The sequence below is a fragment of the Prosthecobacter sp. genome, from assembly GCF_044373815.1.
GTDB lineage: Bacteria > Verrucomicrobiota > Verrucomicrobiia > Verrucomicrobiales > Verrucomicrobiaceae > Prosthecobacter.
The window spans coordinates 1-12,100 of the sequence record NZ_JBIPNG010000023.1 but is presented as its reverse complement, the minus strand read 5'-3'; the positions used below and the strand labels follow the sequence as shown (position 1 = coordinate 12,100).

The following is a 12,100-nucleotide window of genomic DNA, read 5'->3' as shown; positions in this document are numbered from 1 at the left end:
TACCAAGAACATTCACTGTGCGGGGGCTATGCGGCAGGAGGTGGACGGCACTCCGCCTTTATCGAAGGCCGGTCTTTGCGGGCGGTTTCACTTTGCCGTGTTTGACGCTGAGGTGGGGGCTGTGGCGGGAGAGGAAGCGCCAGGGGTAGTCGATGGCCTGGCTGATGCCGACGCGGATGTCGGTGGCGATTTCGTGGGTGGATGATGAGGGCTGGACGAGGCCGCAGCGGGCGGGGCGGTGTTTGCCGGTCATGGGGAGGCCGTGATGGGTGCCATCGATGCCTAAGGCGAGGGCGAGCTTGCCAGGGCCGGAGCAGAGCTCGTGGAGTTTTTCGCGGTGGCGGCGCTGCTGCATTTGCGGGATGCCGCGGGTGGGCTCGAGGGCGCGGATGAGGATGAGGCCGTCCTGGGAGCCGCCTTTGACGAGGAGGTTGAAGAGCCAGTACATGCCGTAGTTGAAATAGACGTAGGCGGTGCCGGGCGGGTGCTTTTTGACGAACTCGCGGGCGCTGGGGCGGGTGGCGGTGTGGGCGGCGAGATCGCCTTCCACGGAGTATGCTTCGGTTTCGACGATGATGCCGGCGCAGCCTTTCCAGACGAGCTCCACGCCGATGAGATCGCGGGCGACGGTGAGGACGTCGCGCTCGAAGAAATCACGGGTCAGATAGCTCATGACTTAGGGGAACACTGAATTATTACACCGCGAGAGATTAGAAAACCGCAGAGACCTGAGTCTGAAGGTGTTCTTTGCGGCCTTCTCAAATCGCGAGATGCTATTCAGCGTTGATTAGAGGCCGGTGGGGTGGTCGACGAACTCCCAGGGGATGCCGAATTTTTGCTCGATGTAGGCGGAGAGGGCTTTGACGCCGAAGGTCTCGGTGGCGTAGTGGCCGCCGTAGATGAGATTGACGCCGATCTCCTCGGCGAGGGTGTAGCTCCAGTGGGGGCCTTCGCCGGTGATGAAGGTGTCGATGCCGGCTTTGGCTGCGGTGGCGACTTCGGAGCCAGAGCCGCCCGATGAGATGCCAATTTTACGGGTCCTTTTTGGGCCTCCGGGACAGACGTGGACCGGGCTGCCGCCGAGCACTGATTGAAATTTGGCCACGAGGTCATCCAAGGGCATTTCATGGTTCATGGTCACGCCGACAGCATTGCATTTGTATTCCAGAAAGCCGCCGGTGGGAGTCAAGCCGAGCGCCTGGGCGATTTGGGCGTTGTTGCCGAGCGCGGGATGCACATCCAGCGGCAGATGTGCGCTGTAAACGGCGAGTCCGGCATCCAGGGCGACTTGGATTTTCTGGAAGACGGGGCCGGTCCAGGTTTGGAGGCCGGTCCAGAAGAGGCCGTGGTGTACGATGAGGAGGTCCGCGCCTGCGGCGACGGCTTTTTTGATTACGGGCAGAGTGGCGTCCACGGCGGCGACGATCTTGGTGACTTCACCTTTGCGGTTTTCGAGCTGGAGGCCGTTGAGTGCGTTGGAGTAGTCCGCGATCTCGGCGATGCGCAGTTCGGTGTCGAGGTGGGAGACGAGGTCGGCGAGATTCATGCTGGACAGTGGATAAGTCGGTTCGATAGCATGTGCATCATGTGCTGCTTCACGGGAAAAGTCGAGGAGGTCAAAAACACACGGATCTTTGGCCGGCTGGGTGAGCGTGGGAACCAGGCTCTCATTTATCAGATGTCCGTGAATGTGCCGCGAGACCTGGCGATGGTGCTGCCGATTCCGATCAAGAAAGGGACGGGGGAGGATGCGGTGAAGTTTTTTGACTTCTCGAAGTATGACCGCGTGTTCGAGGATTTGTGGGAGATGTTTCCTGTGCGCAGTTACGGGGCGGATCCCTTTGGGGCTGCGCCAGCGGCTGCGAAGAGCCGATCTCTCGAAGTCGTTTCCGTGGGGGCCTATGACGCGAGCTTTGTGCCGACCGCTGCGGATTTCAGCCGACTGGATGAGCGGTTTCGCATGGCTGAGGGAGTTTGGGCGAAACTGCCGGGCTATGAGGACTTTGGGTTTGCGGTGTTTAAGCTGAAACCGGGCAATGCGCGGGTGCACCCGATGGCGTTTGCGTTTCCGACGGCGCTGGCGGGCACGGTGTTTTTCCCGACGCTGCACATTCACGATGGGAAAATCCATGCGAAGGAGACGTTTGACCACACGCTGTATGTGCAAGGCGCAGGGCTGAACGTGATGGAGGGTGGCTGGGAGGAATCGCCCGGGCTGGCGGTGACGAAGGTCAAATGTGGCTACACGCATGGGATGGTGAGGCCGGAGATGCATGTGTATCGAAACCAAATTCGTGGAATCAGTGACAACGGTGATATTCTGGTGAAGCCGAAGAAGGTCTGAGCATGCCTGAAATCACACGATTCGCCCCCAGTCCCACCGGATGGCTGCATCTGGGGCATGCGTATGCGGCGTTGTTTGCGCAGGAGAAGGCGGCGGGAGGGCGGTTTTTGATCCGGCTGGAGGACATCGATGGAACGCGGGCGCGGCTGGAGTATGAGGGGGCGATCTTTGAGGATCTGGCGTGGCTGGGGCTGGAGTGGGAGGTGCCGGTGCGGCGGCAGTCGGATCATTTCGAGGATTACCGTGCGGCTTTGGCGAAGCTGGAGGCACTGGGGGTGCTGTATCCGTGCTTTTGCACGAGGCGGGAGATCCAGGAGGAGATCGCGCGGGCAGGGAATGCGCCGCAGGGGCCGGACGGGCCGCTGTACCCGGGGACGTGCCGGAATCGTGATGCGGGTGAGCGGGCGCAGCGAATGGCGGCGGGGGAGCAGTATGCGCTGCGACTGGATGTGGCGAAGGCGGCGGGGCTTGTGGAAGGGGAATTGGAATGGACGGATCGGGGGCGCGGGGTTTTCACGGCGCGGCCCGATGTGTTTGGGGATGTGGTGCTGGCGCGGAAGGACACGCCGGCGAGCTATCATCTGGCGGTGGTGGTGGATGACGCGCTGCAGGGGATCACGCTGGTGACGCGGGGTGAGGATCTGCTGGAGGCGACGCATCTGCACCGGCTGCTGCAGACGCTGCTGGGACTGCCGGTGCCGGAGTGGTGGCACCACAGGCTGATCACGGATGAGAGTGGGAAGCGGCTGGCGAAGCGGGATGATGCGCGGTCTTTGCGGAGCTTGCGGGAGGCAGGGTGGACAGCGGAGAGGGTGAGGGAGGTGGTGGGGAGTAATGACGAATGAGTAAATCCGAATGACGAATGGGCGCTTCTTTTTATGCGCAGTGTCTCGTGGTGTGAGTGAGTTGACTGGCCTGCGAAAGCGGTAGCTGCGCTCCTTCGTCGCTGCGCAACTGCAGTCCAAATGGGGGCGTTGACTCGACGCTGGGTCATCTCGCGGAGCGAGATGTGCTACTTAGAAGCCGATGACGGGGGGCGGCACGGTGCGGGCACCGCCGCCGCCGAGGGGATTGCCTTTGGTTTCTTCGATTTCGGAGACCACGTTGTCTTTGAAACTCAGGCCGAGGGTGCCGACTTCGACGCGGATGTAGACGACGGTTTGAACGATCTGGCCGAAGGCATTGACGCCGGTGCTGGTCTGGGGGACCTGATCGTAGATGGCGTATTCCAGCCGCTCTTCCTTGCCTGCGGCGGTGATCTTGCTGGATTTGCGTGAGGGTTTGCCCAAGGAGGCGTGGACTTCCTGGCTGGTCATGCCGAGGGCGACCTGTTTGTGCTGGATGAGTTCATCGACCAGCTTGGTGCGCTCGTAGAGTTTTTTGAGGTTTGCGCTGAGATTGGGGTCGGCCGAGAGGACATCGGTCTTGAGCACCCAGCCTGCGACGTCGCCATGGCGGGCGCGGCCGCGAACGCGGTAGGCGGTGTCTGACATGGCCAGGAGGGTGAGAAGGGAACCGGGGGCAAAGGAGCCGAGGGCGCCTTGGAGCTTGCTGGTGGGATAGACGGGGGCTTCGATCTGGACTTTGAGTACGATGGGCTTGGGCGTCATGCCTTCCACGGCAAAGGTGCCGGGCTCGACCGAGGCCAGCGAGGACCGATTCCGTGGAGAAGAGGTGGCCGACTGTGCCTGGGCGGCCTGAGCGGTAAAGAGGGCGAGGAGAACCAAACAGAACGCTTTCATGGCAGGGTGGTCGGGAATTGGGCTGAGAATAGCCGACTCAGACGGTTCGGAGCAACCTTTTGTTCGACGCATAAAATCTCCCGCGTATCCCTTTCCACCCCAAACCATGCCAAACGGACCCCTTTCCACCAAGCTCTTCGACCTCGCCAAGCAGTACATTCCCGGAGGAGTGAACTCGCCGGTGCGCGCTTTCCGCAACGTCGGCGGTGACCCCTTTTTCGTGAGGCGTGCCAAAGGCTGCCGCATCTACGATGTGGATGACCGCTGCCTGATCGACTACGTGGGCACGTGGGGACCGGCGATTCTCGGGCATGCGCCGATCAGCGTGATCGAGGCGATCCACAACGCCGCCAAGGATGGCGTCAGCTTTGGCATTCCGAACCTGTATGAGGTGGAGATGGCACGCACGATCTGTGAATGGGTGCCGAGCATTCAGAAGGTGCGCATGGTGAGCAGCGGTACGGAGGCGACGATGTCTGCCATCCGTCTGGCGCGTGGATTCACGGGCCGCGACCGACTGGTGAAGTTTGACGGGTGCTATCATGGACACTCGGACAGCCTGCTGGTGGCTGCGGGCAGCGGGGCGCTGACGCACGGGAATCCTGACAGCGCGGGAGTGCCGCGGGCGTTTGCCGAACTGACGAGCGTGCTGCCCTTTAATGACGAGGCGGCGCTGGAGGAGTTGTTTGAGAAGCAGGGGCATGAGATCGCGTGCGTGATCGTGGAGCCGTATCCGGCAAATGCGGGCCTCATTCTGCCGAAGCCGGGGTTCTTGCAGAAGCTGCGCGACATCACGATGAAGCATGGGGCGCTGCTGATTTTTGATGAAGTGATGACGGGCTTCCGTCTGGCCAAAGGCGGGGTACAGGAGCTGGAGAAGATCACTCCGGATCTGACCTGCCTTGGCAAGGTCATTGGCGGTGGATTGCCTGTGGGAGCCTTTGGCGGACGTGCGGACATCATGGACTACCTCGCGCCAATCGGCCCGGTGTATCAGGCGGGCACGCTCAGCGGCAATCCGGTGGCGCTGGCTGCGGGTCTGGCGCAGTTGCGCGAGCTGGAGAAGAAGAATGGCTACGCGCTGCTGGAAAACCTAGGACAGGTCATGGAGACGGCGGTGCTGGAGGTGCTCAAGAAGAAGGGGCTGAACTACCGCTGGTACCGCAAGGGGAGCATGTTCTGCCTGTTCTTCACGGAGAAGGAAGTGCACAACCTGCAGGACGCGAAGACCTCGGATCTGGTGGCGTTTCGCAAGTTCTTCCACTACTGCCTGGACCATGGCGTGTACTTTGCGCCGAGCCAGTTTGAGACGGGATTCATCAGCATGGCGCACAGCCGAGATGATCTGGAGGAGACGGCGGAGGTGGCTGCGGCTGCGCTGGCGACGTTGTAAAATTGGGTGTCGCTGTGGCTGGGGTATGGTAGACTACTGCCATGCCACAGTTCACCATCGAACTCCCTGAAGCCGTCATGCCGGCCCTGACCCGCAAGGCGCAAGGCTGGAACAAATCGCCTGAAAGCTTCTTGTCGTCCTATCTCGTCAGTTTCCTAGAAAATGACAATGAAGCTCCTGTAGCAGACAAGGAGCGTGAGGCCTTGGAGGACATTCTCGAAGAACGTGACAAGGGGCCGTTTGTCACGATCACGGACATGACGGCCTATCGTGAAAGCATCCGTGCAAGAGTGATGGAACGTGTTCAGCAGCACCAGCATGGCTGAGCAGGAACTCCAAATTCATCCGGAAGTGGATGAAGATGTGATCGAGATTTCAACCCACATCGCGATGGACAATCCCCTCGCCGCCAAGGCTGTTGAGTTTGCCATTACTGGGATGTATCAGTTGCTTGCTCAAGAGCCTTTTCTTGGCACTGAATACCATCCGCTCCGTCGAGCGCTCGCAGGCGTCCGCATGGTCACAGTGACGGAATATCCCAATTATCTCATCTACTACCGCCCGCTGTCGGAGAATGCTGGAGCTCGTATTCTCTATGTCCTTCACGGCGCCCGGGATGGTGTAGCATTTGCGAAAGAACACCGCCGACAGTAATTCTCCGTCATTATGTCTGAACCTCGTTTTGCCGTTGCCCAGTTGGATGAAATTCCACCAACACCTTGTCCCTGTGGGCAGGCGCGGAGGGCGTTCAAGGAGGACTGGAATACCTTGGCGACGGTGCACCTCACGGACATCCATGCGGATTCGAAGGCGCACTATCACAAGAAGATGACTGAGATCTACATTGTGCTGGAAGGTGAGGGGCACCTGGAGGTGGACGGTCAGATCGTGCCGCTGAAGCCGATGACGACGGTGATGATCCGGCCGGGGTGTGTGCACCGGGCGGTGGGGAAACTCAAAATCATCAACGTGCCGATGCCACCGTTTGATCCGGCGGATGAATTTGAGGTGTGAGGCCTGATTATGCGAGACCTCATCACCAGCATTGATTCGACGCGGCTCGGCTTTTTCAGGTCGATCCTCGAAGAGGCTGGCATTGCCTGCTTCATCCGCAATGAAACGACCTCTCAGCTGACCAATATTTTCATCGGGCCGCTGCAGCCGACTTTGTGTTTGGTGGAGGATGCCGATTTTGAGCGGGCGAGTGCGCTGCTGCTGCCGCACCAGTCGGAGGAGGCTTGTACTGCTGAAGAATGGCTGTGTCCTGGCTGCAAAGAATCCAATCCTGCCTCGTTTGAAGTGTGTTGGAAATGCCAGACGGCCAAAAACGAATGATCCAGCCCATGAACAAGTTCGCTCTCACTTTGCTGACCGTGCTGCTTCCGGTCCTTGTCCATGCTGAAACGGCGAAGGGAAAAAAGTCGGCGATGCCGGAGGGGTTTCATGAGCTCAAGATTGGAGATGCGGCACCGGATTTTGATCTTGTGGGCATCGATGAAGAGAAGCACACGCTGAAGAATTACGAAGACGCGGAGCTGCTGATGGTGGCGTTTCTGAGCAATCACTGCCCGACTTCGCAGGCGGTGGAGGGGCGCATCAAGAAGCTGCTGAAGGAGTTCAAGGGCAAGGGGCTGAAGGTGGTGGCGATCAATCCGAATGATCCGGCGGCGCTGCGGCCGGATGAGCTGGGCTACTCGAAGTACAACGACAGTTTTCCGGAGATGAAGCTGCATGGGAAGGAGCAGGGGTTCACTTTTCCCTACCTCTACGATGGGGACACGCAGAAGACGGCGCTGGCCTACGGCTGCCTGGCCACGCCGCATGTCTTCATTTTCGACAAGGAGCGCAAGCTGCGCTACCAGGGCCGACTGGATGACTCACGCTACGCGGATGAGGCGACGGTGACTGCGCCTGATGCGCGGAATGCCATCGAGGCGCTGGTGGAAGGCAAAGCGGTGCCGGTGGAGGTGACGAAGCCGCACGGGTGCTCGACCAAATGGATCGACAAACGCAAGCAGCTGGTAGCTGACAATGAGAAGTGGGAGAAGGGCGAGGTGGAGGTGGAGCTGATTGATTCCAAAGGCATCGCGGCGCTGCGCAAGAACGACACGAAGAAGGTGCGGCTGTTCAACGTCTGGGCCACCTGGTGCGGGCCGTGCGTGGAGGAGTTTCCACAGCTCGTGGCGACATCGCGCAAATTTGGCCTGCGTGATTTTGAGTTCATCAGCATCAGCATGGATGACCCCAAGAACGTTGATGAGGTGAAGGAGTTTCTGGAGAAGCACAATGCGATCGTGCCGGACAAGCTGAAGCCTTCGCTCAAGGCGGAGGGGCGCAAGGGCAACGCTTATGTTTTCAATGAGGCGAGCCAGGAGGAACTGATCAAGGCGCTGGATCCTGAATGGCCGGGACCGATCCCGCACACGCTGGTGGTTGCGCCGGGAGGTGAGGTGATTTTTCGCCACAATGGCCCGATTGACGGGGATGAACTGCGGGCGAAGATTTTGGAGCACATGGGCCGGTTTTATCAGCCGGAGTGAGCCCCTGCAATCGAGACGATTGCACTACGGTCAGAACCAGCCGGTGGCGAGTTTCACAAAGCGCAGTCCTTCGGTGGTGAGCTTGCCGGTGCTGCCGCTGCCTGTGACGCAGCCGCGGGTGTGAGTGAAATGGGGAATGCCGGCGTCTTTGACCCAGGTGACGAAAGGGGCTGCAACGGGTGAAGAGGAGGCTTTCACGGCGAGCGGCAGGCCCCAGCGGCTGAAGGTGACCTCCCAGCTTGCGGGTTTGCCTGAAGGACGGGGGCCATCCAGAAGCCAGGGGTAGTTTTTCAGGATTTCCATCTCGGCATCTCCCGGGATGGCCACGCGGTAGCTGCTTTCCGTGGCGCGCACGGCACTGGCGGCGGTGAGGCCGGGTTTTTTCTGCTGCGCGAGGTAGAGCGACTGGAGATCGAGCCCGATGAGATTCAGTCCGTTGTACAAACCATGATGATTTGGGGTGGGGAAATTTGAATTGTGCCAGGTCTCGAAGCGGCTGGAGAGAAAGAGGTTCAGCTCCACATGGAGATGGGCACGGCGCTGGTCGATGCCGCTGCCGGTGTAACCGAGTATGCCCAGAGTGGTGCCCGCCTTTACCTTTTGCCCAGCACTGACCTGAGCGGAGGCAAGATGAGCGTAGAGCGAGAAAAACGGACTGCCGCCCCAGTTGTGCTGGACCACGATGTAGCGGCCGTAGTTGCTGAGACCAGACGAAGCGGCCACGTAAGCCACGACGCCATCGGCGATGGCGCCGACTTCGTCCTGAGGATTGCTTTTGGCATCACGCTGTCGGGGTTTGATGTCGAGGCCTTCGTGAAAGCGTGCGTAGGCGATGCGGCCTCCGATGTGGCGGGGGTCGCGGACGAAGCCGAACTGCCCGCCTTCCCAGGGGGTGGTCTTGGCGCCGTCGAAGTCGCGGTCAACGAACTGGAAGAACTCCGAAGGCGCGTCAAACAGCGCGTGATTGGCGGTGGGAAGCTGAAGCTGCTGCGCGGGCAGGATGCCCGTGAGCAGGCCGAGCAGTGAGAATGAAAGTGCGAGACGAAACATCAGGTGCCGGGGAGTTTGTAGCCTTCGAGCGGGATGTCCTTGATCTTGGGCGCCTTGGGGATGATTCCATGTTCCTTGTCGCTAGCAGCGGCTTTTTCTGCGGCCTCCAGAGCCTTGGCATCTCTGCGAGAGTTCAATTTTTCCTTGGAGGTGGACGGCAGCATGTCATCCATCCATCGAGAGGAGGATTTCATGTATTTGATGCGCGGATAAAACTTGTCCATTTCATCAACCGTCTCCTTCGAGAGTCCGCGCCAAATGGTGAAACGACCGTCGGTGATCGGTTTGTCGATCTCGACCAAGTCGATAGGCAGGCCATGGGCCATGGTCAGGAAGGTCATGCCAATGTACTGACGGGAGGCGAGATCGAGGGCGGTTCGGCCCTTAGTGTCGAGCTGGAGCACCACGCCGTAGCCATCGTTGTTATCCGCCTCGAAGGGTTCAAAGGCAGAGATGCTGCGCTGGCTGAATTCGGGGACTTTTTTGAAGATCATCTGCTGGCCTGCGATCGTCACAGGCATGAGCTCGCTTTTATGTTCCAGCTGGTCCGTCTGCACGTGCGTGGTGATCAGTATTTTGTTCTCGCGGAGAACATCACAGCTGGCCAGGAGGGCGGGCAGGGCCAGCATTAAAATGGCGCGGGGGAGTCTTTGCATGAACGTATCAAATCAAAGACGCGCCGGCTTTGCAACCCTGGAGGCGAGTGCCGGTGCGAAACTTCTGTGCCGGTGCTGCGATCCCCCGATTTGACAACACCGTGAATCGCCGGACTGTCCGCGCACCCTTTTCCACCATGCCCGGCAATGAACGTACGCTACTCACACAGGCCCAGATGGCCGCAGGGGTGCAGGCTTTGGCGCAAAGCATCCTGACGGCGAATCCTGGCGCGGAGAGCATCGCGCTGGTGGGTGTTTTCACCCGTGGGGTGCCGCTGGCGAAACGCATCGCGGCCGAGATCGAAAAGATCGGCGGCGTGAAGGTCTTTCTGGGCACGATCGACATCACGCAGTATCGCGATGACCTGAGCACCTTTCAGATGGTGCCGAAGCTGGAGGGGTCCGACATCGCCTTCGACATCGACGACCTCAATGTGGTGCTCTGTGATGAGGTGATCTACACCGGCCGCAGCGTGCGTGCGGCGCTGGATGAGCTGCTTAATTTTGGCCGCCCCAAACGCGTGCAGCTGGCCGTGCTGGTGGACCGCTGCGGCCGTGAATTTCCTGTGCAGCCGGATTTCTCCGCCCTCAAGGTCACGCTGGCACCCGGAGAGCGGGTGGCGGTGCGTTTTACCGAGGTGGACGGCGAGGATGCCTGCACCGTGCAAACCCAAGCCTCAACGAGATGACCCCGCGCAAAGACCTCCTCGACATCGCCTCGCTCACGGACGCGGAAATCGCCTTCGTGCTCGACAACGCCGTGCCGTTCAAGGACCTCTTCAAGCGCAGCGTGAAGAAGGTGCCCACGCTCAAGGGGCAGACGATGCTGACGCTTTTTTATGAGCCCTCCACGCGCACGCGGTCGAGCTTTGAAGTGGCGGCGAGCCGCCTCTCTGCGGACGTGACGCATTTTGACATTGAGTCGAGCAGCGTGGTGAAGGGGGAGTCCATCCTGGACACGGTGGAGACGCTGGAGGCGATGCGGGTGGACTACATCGTGGTGCGGCATAAGCAGGCGGGGACGCCGAATCTCATCGCCAAGAACACGCGTGCGAGCGTCATCAATGCCGGGGACGGCTGGCACGCACACCCCACGCAGGCGCTGCTGGATGCCTTCACGCTGCGGGAGATTCACAAAAACCTGAGCGGCTGCCGTGTTTTGATTGTGGGCGACATTCAGCACTCCCGTGTGGCGCGAAGCACGAGCCTGATTTTCCGCCGTCTCGGCATGGAGGTGGCCTATCTTGCCCCGGGGTCGATGATGCCGCGCGAGGTGCCGCCGGAGATCCCGCAATTTGGCAACTGGCGTGACGCCTTCGAGTGGAAGCCGGATGTGATTTATCTTCTGCGTGTGCAGGGCGAGCGCCTCGACGAACCGCTCATTCCAAGCGCCGCCGAGTACCATCGCAACTATGGGCTGACGAACGAGCGTGTGGAAATTTTGCGTGAGCGCGGACTGCACCTGATGCATCCGGGGCCGGTGAACCGCGGGGTGGAGATCACGGATGCGGGGATGAATTATGAGAGGTGCCTGATCAACCAGCAGGTGGAGAATGGGATCGCGGTGAGGATGAGCGTGCTGTACTGGCTGAGGCCGGGGGCGGTGGAGTAGAAGTCGGATCGGTAGCGCAGACGAACTAAGGATGCACGCCGAGGGCGATCAAAGCTTCGCGCAGTCCCATCAAGCCGGGGCGATTTAACCGCAGCATTTCCACCGTTGCTCGTCCTGTGGGAGAAATGCCGAGCAGCCGCCGCGCATCCGGCAGCCAGACAAAGTGGTCATGCCATGCATGCTGGCGAGGATGGTAGAGTGGTACCGTTAGTTCAGTCACAGGATCGAGAGCACGGATGCGGGTGAACTTGTGATTGTTACAGCCCTGGCAGGACAGTGCGAGGTTGTCGGCTGTGGATGTGCCACGCTTGCTGCGGGGTAGAATGTGTTCCACTGAAAATGCCTCCGGCGCATAGGCCTCCGGAGTCATGCAATACTCGCAACGCCCTTGCGCGCGGGTGCGAACGAGCCGCCGAAGTGCCGCGCTGACATGCTCAGGCATGGGTGGTCAAAGATTCCAACCCCAGACGTTCCATCAGTTCGGGCACCGTGGTCTTGCGCAGGACGGCCAGCCTGACCAAGCTCTGCATGCGCTGTGCATGCAAGGTTTCTACCAGATCCGAAAGCCGCAGAAGTTCACGATGCTCCGCAGGAGTGAGTGAGCCGTTCTTGCGCTTGGTCGAGAGGCGACGGTAAGTGGTGCGTTGATCGGTGGGAAGCGTGGTATTGATCGCTTCCAGCAGTCTTGCCTCATCCGCCTTGAGAGCGCCCTTCTTCGTCGCAGCAAGCATCTGAAGTTTATGCAGGACGCCTTCGATGTCCG

Annotated in this window: 17 protein-coding genes; 10 read left to right on the top strand and 7 right to left on the bottom strand. The window is 60.1% G+C overall.

The genetic code is table 11. The features are described from left to right. Window positions 1-58 precede the first annotated feature (58 nt). Both ACIREA_RS03545 and ACIREA_RS03540 read right to left on the bottom strand, forming a co-directional pair. Window positions 59-673 (bottom strand): DNA-3-methyladenine glycosylase, encoded by a 615-nt coding sequence (locus ACIREA_RS03545; protein ID WP_397380618.1) that lies wholly within the window; start codon window positions 671-673, stop codon window positions 59-61. Window positions 674-787: 114 nt separating this feature from the next. Then, the gene (locus ACIREA_RS03540) at window positions 788-1,546 is read right to left on the bottom strand and encodes a Nif3-like dinuclear metal center hexameric protein (RefSeq protein ID WP_397380616.1); all 759 of its coding nucleotides are present in this window, start codon (window positions 1,544-1,546) and stop codon (window positions 788-790) included. 30 nt (window positions 1,547-1,576) lie between these two features. Between ACIREA_RS03540 and ACIREA_RS03535 the strand changes: the two genes are divergently transcribed. Together ACIREA_RS03535 and gluQRS are read left to right on the top strand one after the other, a co-directional pair. After that, entirely contained in the window at window positions 1,577-2,344 is a 768-nt protein-coding gene (locus ACIREA_RS03535) for a hypothetical protein (protein WP_397380614.1), read from the top strand. A gap of 2 nt (window positions 2,345-2,346) precedes the next feature. Continuing rightward, window positions 2,347-3,189, top strand: coding sequence for a tRNA glutamyl-Q(34) synthetase GluQRS (gene gluQRS / locus ACIREA_RS03530; RefSeq protein WP_397380612.1), 843 nt, complete (start codon window positions 2,347-2,349; stop codon window positions 3,187-3,189). A gap of 171 nt (window positions 3,190-3,360) precedes the next feature. Here gluQRS and ACIREA_RS03525 read toward each other — a convergent pair whose 3' ends face one another. Next, a complete protein-coding gene (locus ACIREA_RS03525; RefSeq protein WP_397380610.1) occupies window positions 3,361-4,086 on the bottom strand; it encodes a hypothetical protein in 726 nt (241 codons plus the stop codon). A 106-nt stretch (window positions 4,087-4,192) separates the two neighbouring features. Here ACIREA_RS03525 and hemL point away from each other — a divergent pair, with 106 nt between their 5' ends. Genes hemL through ACIREA_RS03495 form a run of 6 tightly spaced genes read left to right on the top strand, consistent with a single transcriptional unit; the run spans window position 4,193 to window position 8,019 of the window. Next, entirely contained in the window at window positions 4,193-5,479 is a 1,287-nt protein-coding gene (gene hemL / locus ACIREA_RS03520; RefSeq protein ID WP_397380608.1) for a glutamate-1-semialdehyde 2,1-aminomutase, read from the top strand. 41 nt (window positions 5,480-5,520) lie between these two features. After that, window positions 5,521-5,805 (top strand): hypothetical protein, encoded by a 285-nt coding sequence (locus ACIREA_RS03515; RefSeq protein ID WP_397380606.1) that lies wholly within the window; start codon window positions 5,521-5,523, stop codon window positions 5,803-5,805. Then, a complete protein-coding gene (locus ACIREA_RS03510; protein ID WP_397380604.1) occupies window positions 5,798-6,133 on the top strand; it encodes a type II toxin-antitoxin system RelE/ParE family toxin in 336 nt (111 codons plus the stop codon). Before ACIREA_RS03515 ends, ACIREA_RS03510 begins: the two co-directional genes overlap by 8 nt. Window positions 6,134-6,145: 12 nt before the next feature. After that, window positions 6,146-6,493, top strand: a complete 348-nt coding sequence (locus tag ACIREA_RS03505) for a cupin domain-containing protein (protein WP_377168360.1) — start codon at window positions 6,146-6,148, stop codon at window positions 6,491-6,493. Between the two features lie 9 nt (window positions 6,494-6,502). Next, entirely contained in the window at window positions 6,503-6,814 is a 312-nt protein-coding gene (locus tag ACIREA_RS03500; RefSeq protein ID WP_397380601.1) for a DUF2007 domain-containing protein, read from the top strand. 8 nt (window positions 6,815-6,822) lie between these two features. Continuing rightward, window positions 6,823-8,019, top strand: coding sequence for a redoxin domain-containing protein (locus ACIREA_RS03495; protein ID WP_397380599.1), 1,197 nt, complete (start codon window positions 6,823-6,825; stop codon window positions 8,017-8,019). Window positions 8,020-8,049: 30 nt separating this feature from the next. Here ACIREA_RS03495 and ACIREA_RS03490 read toward each other — a convergent pair whose 3' ends face one another. Together ACIREA_RS03490 and ACIREA_RS03485 are read right to left on the bottom strand one after the other, a co-directional pair. Continuing rightward, window positions 8,050-9,069, bottom strand: a complete 1,020-nt coding sequence (locus tag ACIREA_RS03490) for a murein hydrolase activator EnvC family protein (protein ID WP_397380597.1) — start codon at window positions 9,067-9,069, stop codon at window positions 8,050-8,052. Then, complete coding sequence (locus ACIREA_RS03485; protein ID WP_397380595.1) at window positions 9,069-9,725, bottom strand: hypothetical protein; 657 nt, start codon at window positions 9,723-9,725, stop codon at window positions 9,069-9,071. The genes ACIREA_RS03490 and ACIREA_RS03485 overlap by 1 nt, the downstream gene beginning before the upstream one ends. 101 nt (window positions 9,726-9,826) lie before the next feature. Between ACIREA_RS03485 and pyrR the strand changes: the two genes are divergently transcribed. Next, window positions 9,827-10,414 carry a bifunctional pyr operon transcriptional regulator/uracil phosphoribosyltransferase PyrR gene (gene pyrR, locus ACIREA_RS03480; protein WP_397380593.1) on the top strand — a complete coding sequence of 196 codons (588 nt, stop codon included), beginning with the start codon at window positions 9,827-9,829 and terminating at the stop codon, window positions 10,412-10,414. After that, complete coding sequence (locus ACIREA_RS03475) at window positions 10,411-11,337, top strand: aspartate carbamoyltransferase catalytic subunit (RefSeq protein ID WP_397380591.1); 927 nt, start codon at window positions 10,411-10,413, stop codon at window positions 11,335-11,337. The genes pyrR and ACIREA_RS03475 overlap by 4 nt, the downstream gene beginning before the upstream one ends. A 25-nt stretch (window positions 11,338-11,362) precedes the next feature. Here ACIREA_RS03475 and ACIREA_RS03470 read toward each other — a convergent pair whose 3' ends face one another. Together ACIREA_RS03470 and ACIREA_RS03465 are read right to left on the bottom strand one after the other, a co-directional pair. Further along, window positions 11,363-11,779: an HNH endonuclease gene (locus ACIREA_RS03470; protein WP_397380589.1), complete on the bottom strand. Its 417-nt coding sequence runs from the start codon at window positions 11,777-11,779 to the stop codon at window positions 11,363-11,365. Next, window positions 11,772-12,100: hypothetical protein (locus tag ACIREA_RS03465; protein ID WP_397380587.1), on the bottom strand; the 329-nt coding region annotated here is incomplete at its 5' end. The genes ACIREA_RS03470 and ACIREA_RS03465, both read right to left, overlap by 8 nt.